The organism is Variovorax sp. M-6 (assembly GCF_052114385.1).
Lineage (GTDB): Bacteria > Pseudomonadota > Gammaproteobacteria > Burkholderiales > Burkholderiaceae_C > Variovorax.
On sequence record NZ_JBFREQ010000011.1, the window covers coordinates 1 to 16,572 of the forward strand.

Sequence of the window (16,572 nt, forward strand, 5' to 3'; positions counted from 1 at the left end):
CTACAGCCTGGACGGCTATGCCTCGGGCGGTGCGGCTCCGTCGCCCTCGCCGAATGCCTTCACGGAGGTTGGCACGGTCACGGGCCTCGGACGCAATCCGACCTCGATCGCGACGTCCAAGGCTGAGCCGACCAACACCAGCAGCAGCAGCATCGATCCGCTGTCGCAGCAGGTGCTGGTGAGTTCGCGCGGCGACCGCAAGATCTCGTGGGTGCGCTTTGCGTCCAACGGCAACAGCGGCACGATCAAGCGCACCCTGCAGGACACGCGCATGGTCGACCCGATCTCGATCGAGGACGCGGACAACTTCGCCAACTCGAACAACATCGTGAGCGTGGCCGACTACGCCGGCAAGGCCATCAGGAACTACCGCTACGGCCCGGTGATCTTCATCGACGGCAAGGCCTGCCCCGCGCCCGGCGGCTGCCCCGTGACGCCCACGGGCGACATCGGCATCGAGTACGGCGGCTCCATGGCCCTGCCTGGCAAGCCGTTCCACCTCAAGACGGCCAACGTGCCCTGATCCCGTAGAAAGAACGGCCGGCACACCGGCACGCATCGAACGGCCCGCTTCACGCGGGCCGTTTGTCTTGTGCGCTACGCAGGCTTTCCCGGTTCATTCAGCGCCGTGAGACGTTCCGGCGTTCCGACATCGGTCCACGGCCCTGCGTAGAGCTCGGCGCTGATGGCGCCGGCGGCCATGCCGGCACGCAACAGCGGCGCCAAGGCCGCCTTCGTCCCGCAGGCGTTGCCCGACGGTATCGCGCAGAACGGTGGCGCGAACAGGCCGGCCCGATACAGCGCGATGGTCGAGAAGGTGTGTTTTTGCGCCGATTCCGTCAATGCGCTGCCATCGGCGGCGATGCCGAAATCCCCGGATGGGTTGTGCGGCGGATTCGGCACCAGCCAAAGGTGCGCCAGTCGCCCGCTCGCCGCGAAGCGATCGACCGCCTGCCGGGTGAAGGTGAAGTCCGGTGCAAACACGTCGCCCGCGACCACCCAGAACACCTCGCCCAGCGCCGGCAGTGCGCGCACGATGCCGCCCGCGGTCTCGAGCGCGCCGCCGAAGTCGCGGCTTTCGTGCGAGTAGCGCAGCGTGGCCGCGCCATGCCGGCTGCCGAAGCGCGCCTCGATCTGCCCGCCCAGCCAGGCCGTGTTCACGACCAGGTCGGTGAAGCCGCCAGCGGCCAGCGCTTCCATCGGCCACTGCATCAGCGGCTTGCCGCGCACCTCGAGCAGCGGCTTCGGCGTGTGGTCGGTCAGCGGCCGCATGCGCTCGCCGCGGCCGGCCGCGAGGATCATTGCCGGGATACCGCTCATGCCACCACCGCCCCGATCTCGCCGCGCTGCAGGGCATTCCGCTGTGCATGACCGGGCACGAAGAGCGCCTCCAGTGCCGCCATCAGCGCCCGCGCCTTGGCCGAGTGATCGGCGCCGAAGTTGCAGACATAGACGTCGATCGTCACGCCGCGCTGCTCCGGCCAGGTGTGGACGCACAGGTGCGACTCGGCCAGCAGCACGGTGGCCGTCACGCCGCCGGGGCCCTCCGGCGTGGCCGGGAAAGCATGGAACAGCTGGCCGACCACCTGCAAGCCAGCGGCTTCGGCATGCGCGACACAGGCGGCGCCGAGCATGTCGGCGTCGACCAGCCAGGGCGCATCGCAGCGGCAATCGAGGAGGTCGGCGGTGAGGTGAAGGCCCTGCATGGAGCGGCACTCTAGCAGCCCCTTCGGGCCCGTTTCGAGGCCCCTCCACCCCGCCCGTTAAAATACCGGGTTCCCCCTAACCTGCCCCCAGAAAGCCACAGATGGCCAACCAAGCCTTGATGGCCAACGCGATTCGCGCGTTGGCAATGGATGCCGTTCAACTCGCCAACTCCGGGCATCCGGGCGCGCCGATGGGCATGGCCGACATGGCGGTCGCGCTTTGGGGCGACCACCTGCGGCACAACCCGGCCAATCCGCAGTGGTTCGACCGCGACCGCTTCGTGCTGTCGAACGGCCACGCGTCGATGCTGATCTATTCGGTGCTGCACCTCACGGGCTATGCGCTGCCGATCGAGGAACTCAAGCACTTCCGCCAACTGCACAGCAAGACGGCCGGCCACCCCGAGGTCGGCATCACGCCCGGCGTCGAGACCACCACCGGCCCGCTGGGCCAGGGCATCACCAACGCGGTCGGCTTCGCGCTGGCCGAGAAGCTGCTCGCGGCCGAGTTCAACCGCAAGGGCCACGAGATCGTCGACCACCACACCTACGCCTTCCTGGGCGACGGATGTCTGATGGAAGGCATCAGCCACGAAGCCGCCGCGCTGGCCGGGGCCTGGAAGCTCGACAAGCTGGTCGCGCTGTACGACGACAACGGCATCTCGATCGACGGACCCGTCAAGCCCTGGTTCGTCGACGACACCGAGCAGCGCTTCAAGGCCTACGACTGGAACGTGATCGGCCCGATCGACGGCAATGATGCCAAGGAGGTGTCCAAAGCCATCGAAAAGGCGAAGAAGCACACCGGGCAGCCGACCCTGATCATCTGCAAGACGCAGATCGGCAAGGGCAGCCCGAACCGCGCCAACACCGCCAAGGCGCATGGCGAGCCGCTGGGGGCCGACGAGATCGGCCTCACGCGCAGCGCGCTGAACTGGACGCACTCGCCCTTCGAGCTGCCGGTGGCGGTCTACGAGGAATGGGACGCCAAGGCGGCCGGCGCGAAGAACGAGGCGGCCTGGAACGACAAGTTCGCTGCCTACTCGCAGGCCTTCCCCGACCTGGCCGCGGAATTCACGCGCCGCATGAAGGGCGAGCTGCCGAAGAACTTCCACCAGACCGCCTTCGACACCGTGGTGGCCGCTCACACCAAGGCCGAGACCGTGGCTTCGCGCAAGGCCTCGCAGCTGGCGCTGGAAGCCTTCACCGCCGCCCTGCCCGAGCTGCTCGGCGGCAGTGCCGACCTGACCGGCTCCAACCTCACCAACACCAAGAGCACGCCCAGCCTGCGCTTCGACGACCGCGGCGCCGTGGTGCGCAGCGAAGGCAACGAACAGTTCCCGGACGGCCTGCTCGGCCGCCACATCAACTACGGCGTGCGCGAGTTCGGCATGGCGGCCATCATGAACGGCGTCGCGCTGCATGGCGGCTTCATCCCCTACGGCGGCACCTTCCTGACCTTCAGCGACTACAGCCGCAATGCGATCCGCATGGCGGCGCTGATGAAGCAGCGCGTGATCCACGTCTTCACGCACGACTCCATCGGCCTCGGCGAGGACGGCCCGACCCACCAGTCGATCGAGCACGCGGCGTCGCTGCGGCTGATCCCGAACCTCGACGTCTGGCGTCCGGGCGACACCGCCGAGACCGCCGTGGCCTGGGCCGTCGCGCTGCAGAACGCCGATCGCCCGACCGCGCTGCTGCTGTCGCGCCAGAACCTGCCCTACGCGCCCAAGAAGGACCTGAGCGACATCAGCAAGGGCGCCTACGTGCTGTCGGAGCCCGAGGCGGTCGGCCTGAAGAACAAGAAGGTCAAGGCGGTCATCATCGCCACCGGCTCCGAGGTGCAGCTGGCGCTGCGCGCCCAGGAACTGCTGGCGGCCAGGAAGATCGGCGTGCGCGTCGTCTCCATGCCGTCCACCACCACCTTCGACCGCCAGGACGTGGCCTACAAGAAGAGCGTGCTGCCCAAGGGCACGCCGCGCATCGCGGTCGAGATGGGCTGCACCGACGGCTGGTGGAAGTACGGCGTCGCGGCGGTCGTCGGCATCGACAGCTACGGCGAGTCGGCACCCGCGGGCGTGCTGTTCAAGCATTTCGGATTCACGGCAGAGAACGTCGCTGCCACGGTCGAAGCGGCGCTCGCGCGCTGAATTCGGTCGCACCTTCAAGTTTTCAACCATCCAGGAGCATCAGACATGGCTATCAAACTCGGCATCAACGGCTTCGGCCGCATCGGGCGCAACGTCCTTCGCGCGGCGGTTCAGAACTTCAAGAACGACATCGAGGTGGTCGCGATCAATGACCTGCTCGAGCCCGAGTACCTCGCGTACATGCTGCAATACGACTCGGTGCACGGCCGCTTCCAGGGCGAGATCACGGTCGAGGGCAACACCCTCGTCGTGAACGGCAAGAAGATCCGCCTGACCCAGGAACGCGACCCGGCCAAGCTCAACTGGAGCGACGTCGGCGCCGACATCGTGCTCGAATCGACCGGCCTCTTCCTGACCAAGGACACGGCGCAGAAGCACATCGACGCCGGCGCCAAGAAGGTGCTGCTGTCGGCCCCCAGCAAGGACGACACGCCGATGTTCGTCTACGGCGTCAACGACAAGAAGTACGCCGGCGAAGCCATCATCAGCAACGCCAGCTGCACCACCAACTGCCTGGCGCCGCTGGCCAAGGTGCTGAACGACAAGTGGGGCATCAAGCGCGGCCTGATGACCACGGTGCATGCCGCCACGGCGACCCAGAAGACCGTCGACGGCCCGAGCAACAAGGACTGGCGCGGCGGCCGCGGCATCCTGGAAAACATCATTCCGTCGAGCACCGGCGCCGCCAAGGCCGTGGGCGTGGTGATCCCCGAGCTCAACAAGAAGCTCACCGGCATGAGCTTCCGCGTGCCGACCTCCGACGTGTCGGTGGTCGACCTCACGGTCGAGCTGGTCAAGGAAGCCACCTACAAGGAAATCTGCGCCGAAATGAAGGCGCAGAGCGAAGGCGCAATGAAGGGCGTGCTCGGCTACACCGAAGACAAGGTGGTCGCCACCGACTTCCGCGGCGACCCGCGCACCTCGATCTTCGATGCCGAGGCCGGCATCGCCCTGGACGGCACCTTCGTCAAGCTCGTGAGCTGGTACGACAACGAATGGGGCTACTCGAACAAGTGCCTCGAGATGGTTCGGGTGATGGCGAAGTAAGCATCGCCAGACCATGAAAAAACGCGCCCGAGGGCGCGTTTTTCTTTGGCCCGGCCGGGTCAGACGGGTTCAAGCACGTGGATGAGGCGGCTCTCGGTCCAGTCCTTCACCTTGGCGCCGTAGGCCGCCATGTGCGGTGCCGCGGCGTGCGCCTGCAGCGCGGCCAGCGTTTCCCATTTCTCGACCACGACCAGGGTGTCGGGTCCGAAGGAGCCGCGCGAGGCCGGCAAGCCGGCGGCATCCACGGTCGCCGTGTACTCGATGCAACCCTCTTCGGCGAGCACGGCCGGTCGATTGGCGCGGTAGGCCTCGAGGATCAGATCGCGTTGGCCGGGCTTGGCCGTGATGACGGCGACGACGTGAATCATGTTCGGATGCTCCTTTGAAATGAAGCGCCGAATTTAAGAGCAAAGCGCCGTGCCTGCCTGTCGCGTCGGTGCGTGGGGGCTCAGGCCGACGCCGGGCCGGCTGCGGCCCCTCGGGGGGGGCGCGACCCCATTCACATGGGCGCTGGCACCTGCACCATCCATGAGATGCCGAAGCGGTCTTCCACCATGCCGAAGGCCGGCGACCAGAAGGTCTTGCCGAGCGGCATCTGCACCTGGCCACCCTCGCCCAGCGCGGTGAACAGGCGCTGGGCCTCGGCTTCGTCGGCCGCCATCAGCGACAAGGAGAAGCCCTTGAACGTCGGCTGGCCCGAGGCGCGCCCGTCGGACGCCATCAGCGTGGACTCGCCCACGGTGAAACTCGCGTGCATCACCTTGTTCTCGGAGCCCGGCGGGACCATCCCGGGGGGCGCCGGCTCGGGGCTGTCCTTCATGCGCATCAACATCGTGATTTCTGCGCCGACCGCCTTGCGGTAGAACTCGAGCGCCTCCTCGCAGCGGCCTTCGAAGAACAGGTAGGACTGGACTTGCATGACGATCTCCTGGAGTGAGTGAGTGAGTGAGTGGGAGGGTGTGGGGCCGCCTCAGTTCGCGGGCGGCATCGCGTTCGCATCCATGTGCACCAGCTCCCACAGGTGGCCATCGAGGTCCTGGAAGCCGTGCTGGTACATGAAGCCGAGGTCCTGTGGCCGGTTCGGCGTCGTGGCGCCGGCGGCCACCGCCTTCGCGACCATGTCGTCGACCCCGGAGCGGCTGTCGCGGGACAGGCTCAGCAGCACCTCGGTGGTCTGCGTCGCGTCGGCGATCGGCTTGTGCGTGAAGGTCTTGAAGAAGCTCTCGACCAGCAGCATCACGTAGATGTCCTCGCCGACGATCATGCAGGTGGCGTTCTCGTCGGTGAACTGCGGGTTGAATGCGAAGCCGAGCTGCGTGAAGAACGCAACCGACCGGTCGAGGTTCTTGACGGGCAGGTTGACGTAGATCTGGGTCGCCATGGGATTCCTTTGCGAGACTTGTTGTGTACGACGTCCACAAAAATAGCAGAGATAATGGACGCTGTCCACATGAAAGAACCGATGACCGCTCCGCCCGCCACCAGCCCGACCGCGCGCAGCACCTACCGCCATGGCGATCTGCGGCGCGCGCTGCTCGAAGCCGGTGTCGAACTGGCGCGCAACGGCGGCCCGGATGCGGTGGTCCTGCGCGAAGCGACACGGCGCGCGGGCGTGGTTCCGAATGCGGCCTACCGGCATTTCGCAAGCCGGCTGGCGCTGCTGCAAGCGGTGCGCGCCGCGGCCCTGTCGGCCGTCGCACGAGCCATGGAGGCCGAACTGGCGACCTTGAGTCCGTCGCGCCAGCCGGCCGACTACGCCCGCGCCAGCGTGCGCGCGGTGGGCGCCGGCTACCTGCGGTTCGCGCAGGCCGAGACCGGCCTTTTCCGCACCGCCTTCGCCACCCCGGTGGACGTCGATGACGCGCCCGACGAAGCCAAGGGCGGCCAAAGCGGCCTCAACCCCTTCGAATTGCTGGGCGCGGCCCTCGACCGGCTGGTCGCTGCGGGCGCGATGCCGCCGGAGCATCGGCCGGGGGCCGAGTTTCTGGCCTGGTCGGCGGTGCACGGCCTGGCCTTGCTGATCATCGACGGGCCCCTGCGCGGGCTGCCACCGGCGCAGGTGGACGCCTTGGCGCAGCGGCTCCTGGACATGGTCGAAAAAGGACTGTGAAAAACGGGATGTAACCGTCCGGCGCTTGTACTTTGCCTGGCGAGTGGCTACCTTCGATCGCCTCACGGAGCGTTCACGAATGGCGATGCTGATCCTGATGACACCGACCGGCCTGACCACGCAGGTGCCGGTGTCCGAGCCCGGCATGACCATCGGCCGCGCCGAACACAATCACGTGGTGCTGGCCTCGCCGCGGGTGAGCCGCTTCCACGCCAAGCTGAGCACCGAGGGGCCGCTGGTGATCCTGCGCGACCTGGACAGCCGCAACGGCACCTTCGTGAACGGCAAGCGTGTCGTGATGCAGGTGCTCGCCAATGGCGACAACATCGACATCGCCGGCTACTGGATGCGCTTCCTGGCCCCGGAGCAGGAAGTGATCGGCGACGACAGCGTGCGCCTGTTGAGCGAGCGCGGCGGGGTGGTCTGAACCTGCCGGGTGCCTTCAACGCGCATGGTGCACCGGCGCGAGTCCGTGCACAGGTGTCGAAAGGCCCTCCATGCGCGCCTTCAACTGCAGCGCCAGGAACTGCGAGTAGTGGCGCGACTGGTGCAGGTTGCCGCCATGAATCCACAGCTGGGGCACCTGTGTCGGCTTCCACATGTTGCGCAACTCTCCTTCCCAGGGCCCCGGGTCCTTGGGCGTGTCGGAACCCAGGCCCCAGACCTTGCCGACGCGGTCGGCCACCTCCGGCGAGATCAGGTCGGTCAGCCAGCCGTTCATCGAGCCGTAGCCGGTGGCGTAGACGATCAGGTCGGCCGGCAGCTCGCTGCCGTCGCTCAAGGTCACCGACTTCGGGTGGATGCGCTCGATGGTGACACCGCTGCGCAGCTTGATGCTGCCGTTGGCGACCAGTTCCGAGGCGCCGACGTCGATGTAGTAGCCCGAGCCGCGCCGCAGGTACTTCATGAACAGGCCCGAGCCGTCGACCCCGAAGTCGAGCAGGAAACCCGCCTTCTCGAGCCGCGCGTACAGGTCGGCGTCGCGCCGCTTCATCTCGTCGTACACCGGCACCTGCATCGGCGCCATGATCTTGTAGGGCACCGAGGCGAAGATCAGGTCGGCCTTGTCGGTCGTCACGCCGGCCTTGAGCGCGGCCTCGGAATAGAGGCCGCCCAGCGCCAGCTCCATCAGCGAATCCGAGGGCGCGATGTGGGTCGAGCTGCGCTGGATCATCGTCACGTCGGCGCCGTTCTCCCACAGCGCGGCGCAGATGTCGTGGGCCGAGTTGTTGGAGCCGAGCACCACGCACTTCTTGCCGCGCCAGGCCTCCGGCCCCGGGTGCGCGCTCGAGTGATGCTGCTCGCCCTGGAAGGTCTCGGCGCCCGGAATCTTCGGCAGGCTCGGATAGCCCGAGACGCCGAGCGCGAACACCAGCTGCTTGGGCCGCAGCGTGATCTCCTTGCCGTCGCGCTCGACGACCACTTCCCATTCCTGCTTCGCCTCGTCGAAGCGGGCCTTCTTCGCGGTGGTGGAGCCCCAGTAGTTGAGCTCCATCACCCGCGTGTACATCTCGAGCCAGTCGCCGATCTTGTCCTTGGGCGAGAACACCGGCCAGTCCTCGGGGAACGGCAGGTACGGCAGATGGTCGTACCAGACCGGGTCGTGCAGGCACAGGCTCTTGTAGCGCTTGCGCCAGGAATCGCCGGCGCGCGCGTTCTTCTCGACAATGATGGTCGGCACCCCCAGCCGCCGCAGGCGGGCGCCGAGCGCGATCCCGCCCTGGCCGCCGCCGACGATCAGCACGTAAGGCTGCTCGGAATGGCCCAGCGTCTCGGCCTCCTGCTGGCGCCGTTCGAGCCAGGTCTTGCGCTGCGGGTTCGCGCCATGCTCCGCGCCCTTGATGCGCCGCTCGCCCTTGCGTTCCTCGAAGCCCTTGAGTTCGGTCATCGTCGTGAGCAGCGTCCAGGCCTTGCCGCTGCGCAGCCGGAGGTGGCCGCGGCCGCGCGCCACCGCGGTCTCGAAGGTGAACCAGGCGTCGACCACGCCATCGGCCTCCGTCGCGTCGCCCTCGACCGCGAAGGCGGTCGGCCGGGTGTCGGCCAGCCGCGCCTCGAGCATCGCGCGGATCGCTTCGGGGCCTTCCTGCGTGCGGATGTTCCAGGTGAAGGCGACCAGGTCGCGCCAGTAGCAGTCGGGCTCGAACAGCGCCAGCACGGCGTCGATGTCCCGGCGTTCGAGCGCGGATTGGAAATCGGCCAGCCAGGCGCCGGCAACCTGCGTCGGATGGGTGGACAGGTCGGTCATCGTCTTTGTCTCCTTCGTTCGCGTCCCGCGGGCGGGCCGGGCGGCAACCGTACGCCCATCGCCGGCGGACGTCAAACGCCCGGCCACCGGGCCGCGGGAGGCGCGCCTTGACATCCAGGCACCCGGCCTGATCTCATCTTTCCCCGTGCTGCAAGACTTCCACCCCGCCGTCGCGAACTGGTTCCGCGCGACCTTCCCGGGCCCCACCGAGGCCCAGGCCGCCGCGTGGCCGGCGATCGGCGCCGGCCGCCACACGCTGATCGCGGCGCCGACCGGTTCCGGCAAGACGCTCACCGCCTTCCTCGCGGCCCTCGATGGCCTGGTGCGCGAGGGGCTGGCGCCGGCCGGGCTGGCCGATGAAACCACCGTGGTCTACGTCTCGCCATTGAAGGCGCTGTCGAACGACATCGGCCTCAACCTGCAGGCCCCGCTGGCCGGCATCCGGGCCGAACTCGCGAAGCTGGGCCTGCCCGACGTCGATATCCGCACCGCGGTGCGCACCGGCGACACGCCGGCGCGCGAACGCCTGCAGGCGCTGCGCAGGCCGCCGCACGTGCTGGTCAGCACGCCGGAGTCGCTGTATGTGCTGCTGGGCTCGGTGTCGGGCCGCAAGATGCTGTCGACGGTACGCACCGTGATCGTCGACGAGATCCACGCCATCGTCGGCAGCAAGCGCGGCAGCCATCTGGCGCTGTCGCTCGAGCGGCTGCAGTCGATCTGCGCGCAGCCCTTGATTCGCATCGGCGTCTCGGCGACCCAGAAGCCGATCGACGAGATCGCGCGCTTCCTGGTCGGTGCCGGCGCGGTGGTCGAGGGCGTGGCCGACTGCGAGATCGTCGACATCGGCTACGCCAGGCAGCGCGACCTCGCGCTCGCGCTGCCGCCGACGCCGCTGGCCGCCGTGATGTCGAACGAGCAGTGGGAGCAGGTGTATGCGCGCGTCGCCGGGTTGGTGCAGGCGCACCGCACCACGCTCGTGTTCGTCAACACGCGCCGGATGGCCGAACGCGCGGCGCGGCACTTGGGCGAGAGCCTCGGCAAGGAGGTGGTGGCCGCGCACCACGGCAGTCTCGCGAAGGAGACGCGCCTCGATGCCGAGCAGCGCCTGAAACGCGGCGACCTGAAGGTGTTGGTGGCCACGGCCTCGCTCGAGCTGGGCCTGGACATCGGCGACGTCGACCTGGTCTGCCAGCTCGGCTCGCCGCGCTCGATCGCGACCTTCCTGCAGCGCGCCGGACGCTCCGGCCACGCGGTCGGCGGCGTGCCGAAGGCGCGGCTGTTCCCGCAATCGCGCGACGAGCTGGTCGAGTGCGCGGCCCTGCTCGACTGCGTGCGGCGCGGCGAGCTCGACGCGCTCAGCGTGCTGCCGGCGCCGCTCGATGTGCTGGCGCAGCAGATCGTGGCCGAGACCGCCTGCCGGGAATGCGGGGAAGACGAACTCTTCGCGCTGGTGCGGCGCGCCTGGCCCTATGCCGAGCTGAAGCGCGAGGATTTCGCCGCCGTCGTCAGGATGCTGTCCGAGGGTTTCACCACGCGGCAGGGGCCGCGCGCGGCCTACGTGCATCGCGACGCCGTCCATCGCCTGCTGCGCGAGCGCAAGGGCGCACGGATGACCGCGCTGACCTCCGGCGGCACCATCCCCGAGGCTGGCGACTACACCGTGATGCTCGAGCCGCAGGCGCACAAGATCGGCACGGTCAACGAGGACTTCGCGGTCGAGAGCCTGGCGGGCGACGTGTTCCAGCTCGGCAATGCGAGCTACCGGATCCTGAAGATCGAGCCGGGCCGGGTGCGGGTGGAGGACGCGCGCGGCGCCGCGCCCAACATTCCGTTCTGGCTCGGCGAAGCGCCGGGGCGCACCGACGAGCTGTCGTTCGGCGTGTCGCGGCTGCGCGCGGAGATCGAGGAGACGCTGAAGACGAGCGGCGTCGACGGCACGGTCGGCTGGCTGGTGCGCACAGTCGGCCTCGACGCCGAAGCCGCGCGCCAGATCGTCGAGCATCTGGCCCGCTGCGTGCGGGTGCTCGGCGCATTGCCGACCCGGCAGCGGATCGTCATGGAGCGCTTCTTCGACGCCTCCGGCGGCATGCAGCTGGTGATCCACTCGGCGTACGGCAGCCGGCTGAATCGCGCCTGGGGGCTGGCGCTGCGAAAGCGCTTCTGCCGCCAGTTCAATTTCGAGCTGCAGGCGGCGGCCACCGAGGATGCGATCGTGCTGTCGCTGTCGACCAGCCACAGCTTTCCGCTCGAGGAAGTGATGCGCTACCTGCACCCGGCCTCGGCGCTCGACGTGCTGGTGCAGGCGCTGCTCGACGCCCCGCTGTTCGGCGTCCGCTGGCGCTGGAACGCGACCACGGCGCTGGCGCTGCCGCGCTTCGTGGGCGGGCGCAAGGTGGCGCCGCAGCTGCAGCGCATGAAGTCCGAGGACCTGCTGGCGGCGGTCTTCCCGGACCAGGTCGCCTGCGCCGAGAACCTGAGCGGCGCCCGCGAGATCCCGGACCACCCGCTGGTCGCCCAGACCCTGCGCGACTGCCTCTACGAGGCGATGGATGCCGAGGGCTGGCTGCAATTGCTGCGCCGCCTCGAGGCCGGCGAGATCGAGGTCGTGGCGCGCGACCTGCCGGCGCCATCGCCGCTCGCGGCCGAGGCGCTGAACGCGCGACCCTATGCCTTCCTCGACGACGCGCCGCTGGAGGAGCGCCGCACCCAGGCCGTGCAGAACCGGCGCTATGTCGACCCCGAAAGCACGGACGATCTCGGCCAGCTCGATGCGGAGGCGATCGCCAGCGTTCGAGAGGAGGCCTGGCCGCGCGCCCGCAACGCCGACGAGATGCACGAGGCGCTGAACGGCCTCGGTGTCGTCGGCGCCGACGAGCTGCCGGCCAACGCCGGGTGGGCCGACTGGCTGGCTGCGCTGGCGCAGGCGGGCCGGGCCACGCGGCTGATGCCCACGGGTGGCGCGCCCGATGGCGGGCTGTGGGTCGCGGCCGAGCGGCTGGCGCAAATCCGGGTGTTGTATCCCGCTGCCGCGATGCAGCCGGCGATCGAGCCGCCGACCGACTGCGCGCGGGTGCCGGACAGCCCCGAGCAGGCCTTGCGCGAACTGCTTCGCTCGCGGCTGGGCGGCCTGGGGCCGGTGCCGGCGCCTGAACTGGCGGCGCAGCTGAAATTGCCGCGCGCCGACATCGAGGCCGCGTTGTCCGCGCTGCAGGCCGAAGGCTCGGTGCTCCAGGGCCGGTTCACGCCGGGCGCGGAGGCCATCGAATGGTGCGAGAGGCATCTGCTGGCCCGCATCCATCGCTACACCCTGAAGCGCCTGCGGCGCGAGATCGAACCGGTCGAGCCGCGCGACTTCGCCCGCTTCCTGTTCGAATGGCAGCACGTCGGCGCCGCCAGCCGTGTCAGCGGCCCCGAGGCGCTGGCCGGCATCCTGGCGCAGCTCGAGGGCTACGAGGCGCCGGCTGCGCTCTGGGAGGCCGAACTGCTGGCGGCCCGCGTCAAGGACTACGCACCGGCCTGGCTCGACGACCTGTGCACCGCCGGACGGACGCTGTGGACCCGTCTGCGTCCGGCGGCCGCCGAGGGACGGCCGGGGCCGGGCGGCACCTCGCTGCGGTCGACGCCGATCCTGCTGCTGCCGCGCCGCAGCGCTTCGCTGTGGACCGGCCTTGCCCCCGCGCCCGCCGGCGACGCGGCGCTCGGCACGCGCGCCCAGCGCCTGGCGGCCTTCCTGGCCGGGCATGGGGCTTCCTTCTTCGACGAGATGTTGCACGGCACGCGGCTGCTCGGCACCGAGCTCGAGGACGCGCTGTCCGAACTGGTGATGCGCGGCCGCGCGCACTGCGACAGCTACGCGGGGCTGCGCGCGCTGCTGATCCCGCCTTCGAAGCGCTCGTCGGCGTCTGCCGGCCGGCGCCGGCGCAGTCCGTTGTTCGGCATCGAGGATGCCGGGCGCTGGTCGCTGGTGCGCCAGCGCGTCGAGGCCGACGGGCCGCCGGGGCTTGCCGGCGAGGCGATCGAGCAGGTCGCGCGGATCCTGCTGCGCCGCTATGGCGTGGTGTGCTGGCGCCTGCTCGAGCGCGAGGCCGGGTGGCTGCCGCCCTGGAGCGATCTGCTGCGCGCCTGGCGCCGGCTCGAAGCCCGCGGCGACATCCGCGGCGGCCGCTTCATCGAGGGTGTGGCCGGCGAGCAGTTCGCCCTGCCCGAAGCCATCGGCCTGATGCGGCAGGTGCGACGCCAGCCGGCCGACGGCAGCCTGGTGGCCCTGTCGGCCGCGGACCCCGCGAACCTGCTCGGCTCGGTCGTGCCGGGGCCGCGCGTGGCGCGCGTGGCCGGCTCGCGCGTGCTGTTCCGCGATGGCGTTCCGATCGCCACGCTGGCGGCCGGGCAGGTCGAGCTGCTGGAGTCGCTGACGCCGGCAGAGGCGCAAGTGGCTCGACGCGTGCTGATGGATCCCTTGACGCCATGGACATCGACACCCTCGACCATCGCCTGATCGCCCTGCTGCGCCACGATGCGCGCCTGCCCGCGGCCACGCTGGCGCGCAAGCTCGGGGTCTCGCGCGGCACGGTGACCAATCGCCTGCGCAAGCTCGAGGACGGCGGCGTGATCGTCGGCTACGGGGTGCAGCTTCGGCCCGAGAGCCGCAGCGACGAGATCCGGGCCTGGATGGGCATCCTGGTCGAAGGCAACCAGACCCGGCTGGTGATCGCCAGCCTGCTCGGCGAGCCCGGGGTGGCTGCGCTGCACGACACCAATGGCCGCTGGGACCTGCTGGCCGAACTGCGCGCCGCCTCGATGGCGGAGCTGTCGCGGGTGCTGGAGCGGATCCGGTTGCTCAAGGGTATCCGGAGCACCGAGACCAGCATCCATCTGGCGACGTACCGTTGAGCCTGCGCGACCTTCGTTCGATGACTAAGAACCTGTTTGCGATCTCCCTGGGGTCGCGCAGGCGTCTTTTCGGGAGGGGATGCAAGGCGCAGTGCGCCGCCCATAGCATTGCTATGGGCAAGCGCTGCAACGCCGCAGACCGCCCGAAAAGACGCCTGCCCTTCGGGTTGGGGCGAAATCGGGCGATTTTTGCGTGCCGCTGCTTGCATGGGCACCAGCCCATGCGGCGCAACGCCACTTCGAACTCATCCCGATTGCGCCCCAACGCGACCCCAGGGAGATCGCAAACAGGTTCTAAGATGCTCGACTGCCCAGCAAAGTACGGAGCCCTCCCATGAGCATCCCCACCACCCGTCTCGGCCGCACCGGCCTCACCGTCTCGCGGCTCGCGCTCGGCACCATGACCTTCGGCCTGCAGACCGACGAGGCGGTGTCGCACCGGATCCTCGACCGCGCGGCCGAGGGCGGCATCAACTTCCTCGACACCGCCGACGTCTATCCGCTCGGCGGCACCCTCGAGACCGCGGGCCGCACCGAAGAGATCATCGGCCGCTGGCTGCGCGCCAAAGGCGCGAGCCGGCGCGGACAGTTCATCGTCGCGACCAAGGCGGCGAACAAGGTCGGCCCCCAGAGCTGGGACCAGGGCAACTCGCGCAAGCATCTGCTCGATGCGATCGATGCCTCGCTCAAGCGGCTGCAGACGGACCATGTCGATCTCTACCAGCTGCACCATGACGACCGCGAGACGCCGCTCGACGAGAGCCTCGAGGCGCTTGACGTGATCGTCCGCTCGGGGCGCGCGCGCTACATCGGGGTGTCGAACTTCCTGGCCTACCGGCTGGCCCGCGCGATCGGCCGCGCCGAGCTGCACAAGCTCACGCGGCTGGTCTCGGTTCAGCCGCGCTACAGCCTGCTGTTCCGCGAGATCGAGCGCGAGCTGCTGCCGCTGGCCGGGGAAGAAGGCCTGGGCGTGGTCCCCTACAACCCGCTCGCGGGCGGCCTGCTGACCGGCAAGTACAAGCCGGAGGCGAAGCCCGAGGACAACACGCGCTTCACGCTCGGCACTGCCGGCTCGATGTACCAGGACCGCTACTGGAACGAGCGCAGCTTCGCGACCGTGGCGCAGTTGCATCAGCTGGCCGGCGAGGCCGGCGTGCCGCTCGCAACCCTGGCGGTGGCCTGGGTGATGGCGAATCCGCTGATCACCGCGCCGCTGCTCGGCGCCAGCCGGCCCGAGCAGCTCGACGCGACCCTGGCCGCGGCCGAGTACAAGCTCGACGCCGGGCTCAAGCAGCGGCTCGACGAGCTCACCGCCGACTATCGCAAGGGCGATGCTCCGCGCTGAGCGCAGCCGTCAGGCGGCGCTCTTGACCGTCTCGACCTCGGCCACGGCCGGGTCGGCGCGGCGGCGCGCATAGCGCTGCGCCAGCACCGCGCAGACCATCAGCTGCATCTGGTGGAACAGCATCAGCGGCAGCACGATGGCGCCGACCGCATGCGAGGCGAACAGCACCTTGGCCATCGGGATGCCGCTGGCCAGGCTCTTCTTGGAGCCGCAGAACACGATCGTGATCTCGTCGGCCTTGTCGAAGCCCAACGCGCGGCTGGCCCAGGCGGTGATGCACAGCGCGAGCGCCAGCAGCACCGCGCAGACCGCCAGCAGGCCCGCCAACGCGGACATCGGCACCTGCTTCCACAGGCCCTCGATCACGGCCGCGCTGAAGGCGGTGTAGACCACCAGCAGGATCGAGCCGCGGTCGACCAGGGTCAGCACCGAGCCGCGGCGCTTCATCCAGCCGCCGATCCACGGCCGCAGCAGGTGGCCGGCGACGAACGGCACCATCAATTGCAGCAGGATGCGGCCGATGGCGTCGAGCGAGGCGCCGGCGGCGCCGTGCTGCACCACGATCAGGTTGACCAGCAGCGGCGTGACGAAGACGCCGAGCAGCGTCGACGCGGAGGCGCTGCAGACGGCCGCCGGGATGTTGCCGCGTGCCATCGAGGTGAAGGCGATGGCCGACTGCACGGTGGCCGGCAGCACGCACAGGAACAGCACGCCCGTGTAGAGCTCGGGCGTGACCAGCGGCGTCAGCACCGGCTTGAGCGCCAGCCCCAGCAGCGGAAACATCACGAAGGTGGCGGCGAACACCAGCAGGTGCAGCCGCCAGTGCGTGATGCCGCCCAGGATGGCCTCGCGCGACAGCTTGGCGCCGTGCAGGAAGAACAGCAGGCCGATCGCGACCGTGGTCAGGCGCTCGAAGAACTGGGCGGTGGCGCCGCTGGCCGGCCACAGGCTGGCCAGCGTGACGGTGGCGACCAGGGCCAGCGTGAAGTTGTCGGGGAGGTAGCGTGAACGTGCCATGGACCCGATTGGACCGCGCCGACATTCAAAAGAGAAATGGATTTATCTGATAGATATAT

At 69.3% G+C, this 16,572-nt stretch carries 14 protein-coding genes and 1 pseudogene; 8 read left to right on the forward strand and 7 right to left on the reverse strand.

Going from position 1 to position 16,572, the window contains the following annotated elements:
- Window positions 1–523: pseudogene (locus AB4Z46_RS14465) on the forward strand (hypothetical protein); the annotation flags it as partial.
- 74 nt (window positions 524–597) lie between these two features.
- Here the strand turns inward: AB4Z46_RS14465 and AB4Z46_RS14470 are convergent.
- Window positions 598–1,320, reverse strand: a complete 723-nt coding sequence (locus AB4Z46_RS14470) for a nucleotidyltransferase family protein (protein WP_442284198.1) — start codon at window positions 1,318–1,320, stop codon at window positions 598–600.
- Window positions 1,317–1,706 (reverse strand): S-adenosylmethionine decarboxylase family protein, encoded by a 390-nt coding sequence (locus AB4Z46_RS14475; RefSeq protein ID WP_442284199.1) that lies wholly within the window; start codon window positions 1,704–1,706, stop codon window positions 1,317–1,319. Before AB4Z46_RS14475 ends, AB4Z46_RS14470 begins: the two co-directional genes overlap by 4 nt.
- 101 nt (window positions 1,707–1,807) lie before the next feature.
- Between AB4Z46_RS14475 and tkt the strand changes: the two genes are divergently transcribed.
- Both tkt and gap read left to right on the forward strand, forming a co-directional pair.
- Complete coding sequence (gene tkt / locus AB4Z46_RS14480) at window positions 1,808–3,859, forward strand: transketolase (RefSeq protein WP_442284200.1); 2,052 nt, start codon at window positions 1,808–1,810, stop codon at window positions 3,857–3,859.
- 45 nt (window positions 3,860–3,904) lie between these two features.
- On the forward strand, window positions 3,905–4,906 hold the full coding sequence (gene gap, locus AB4Z46_RS14485; RefSeq protein WP_442284201.1) for a type I glyceraldehyde-3-phosphate dehydrogenase: 1,002 nt from the start codon (window positions 3,905–3,907) through the stop codon (window positions 4,904–4,906).
- Between the two features lie 59 nt (window positions 4,907–4,965).
- Here the strand turns inward: gap and AB4Z46_RS14490 are convergent, their stop codons facing one another.
- The 3 genes from AB4Z46_RS14490 to AB4Z46_RS14500 all read right to left on the reverse strand — a co-directional run bounded on the left by AB4Z46_RS14490 (window position 4,966) and on the right by AB4Z46_RS14500 (window position 6,287).
- The gene (locus AB4Z46_RS14490) at window positions 4,966–5,274 is read right to left on the reverse strand and encodes a putative quinol monooxygenase (protein ID WP_442284202.1); all 309 of its coding nucleotides are present in this window, start codon (window positions 5,272–5,274) and stop codon (window positions 4,966–4,968) included.
- Window positions 5,275–5,405: 131 nt separating this feature from the next.
- A complete protein-coding gene (locus AB4Z46_RS14495) occupies window positions 5,406–5,825 on the reverse strand; it encodes a VOC family protein (protein ID WP_442284203.1) in 420 nt (139 codons plus the stop codon).
- Window positions 5,826–5,876: 51 nt separating this feature from the next.
- Window positions 5,877–6,287, reverse strand: coding sequence for a VOC family protein (locus tag AB4Z46_RS14500; RefSeq protein ID WP_442284204.1), 411 nt, complete (start codon window positions 6,285–6,287; stop codon window positions 5,877–5,879).
- Window positions 6,288–6,368: 81 nt separating this feature from the next.
- Between AB4Z46_RS14500 and AB4Z46_RS14505 the strand changes: the two genes are divergently transcribed.
- On the forward strand, window positions 6,369–7,016 hold the full coding sequence (locus tag AB4Z46_RS14505) for a TetR/AcrR family transcriptional regulator (RefSeq protein ID WP_442284205.1): 648 nt from the start codon (window positions 6,369–6,371) through the stop codon (window positions 7,014–7,016).
- A gap of 79 nt (window positions 7,017–7,095) precedes the next feature.
- Window positions 7,096–7,443, forward strand: coding sequence for an FHA domain-containing protein (locus tag AB4Z46_RS14510; protein WP_442284206.1), 348 nt, complete (start codon window positions 7,096–7,098; stop codon window positions 7,441–7,443).
- Between the two features lie 15 nt (window positions 7,444–7,458).
- Here AB4Z46_RS14510 and AB4Z46_RS14515 read toward each other — a convergent pair whose 3' ends face one another.
- Entirely contained in the window at window positions 7,459–9,261 is a 1,803-nt protein-coding gene (locus tag AB4Z46_RS14515; RefSeq protein ID WP_442284207.1) for an NAD(P)-binding domain-containing protein, read from the reverse strand.
- Between AB4Z46_RS14515 and AB4Z46_RS14520 the strand changes: the two genes are divergently transcribed.
- The 3 genes from AB4Z46_RS14520 to AB4Z46_RS14530 all read left to right on the forward strand — a co-directional run bounded on the left by AB4Z46_RS14520 (window position 9,245) and on the right by AB4Z46_RS14530 (window position 15,496).
- A complete protein-coding gene (locus AB4Z46_RS14520; protein WP_442284208.1) occupies window positions 9,245–13,756 on the forward strand; it encodes a DEAD/DEAH box helicase in 4,512 nt (1,503 codons plus the stop codon). The two genes, AB4Z46_RS14515 and AB4Z46_RS14520, sit on opposite strands and share 17 nt — an antisense overlap.
- Complete coding sequence (locus AB4Z46_RS14525) at window positions 13,726–14,151, forward strand: Lrp/AsnC family transcriptional regulator (RefSeq protein WP_442284209.1); 426 nt, start codon at window positions 13,726–13,728, stop codon at window positions 14,149–14,151. The genes AB4Z46_RS14520 and AB4Z46_RS14525 overlap by 31 nt, the downstream gene beginning before the upstream one ends.
- A 334-nt stretch (window positions 14,152–14,485) precedes the next feature.
- Window positions 14,486–15,496: an aldo/keto reductase gene (locus tag AB4Z46_RS14530; protein ID WP_442284210.1), complete on the forward strand. Its 1,011-nt coding sequence runs from the start codon at window positions 14,486–14,488 to the stop codon at window positions 15,494–15,496.
- A 9-nt stretch (window positions 15,497–15,505) separates the two neighbouring features.
- On the opposite strand, the gene AB4Z46_RS14535 is transcribed toward AB4Z46_RS14530, so the two are convergent.
- On the reverse strand, window positions 15,506–16,513 hold the full coding sequence (locus AB4Z46_RS14535; protein WP_442284211.1) for a bile acid:sodium symporter family protein: 1,008 nt from the start codon (window positions 16,511–16,513) through the stop codon (window positions 15,506–15,508).
- Window positions 16,514–16,572: the final 59 nt, after the last annotated feature.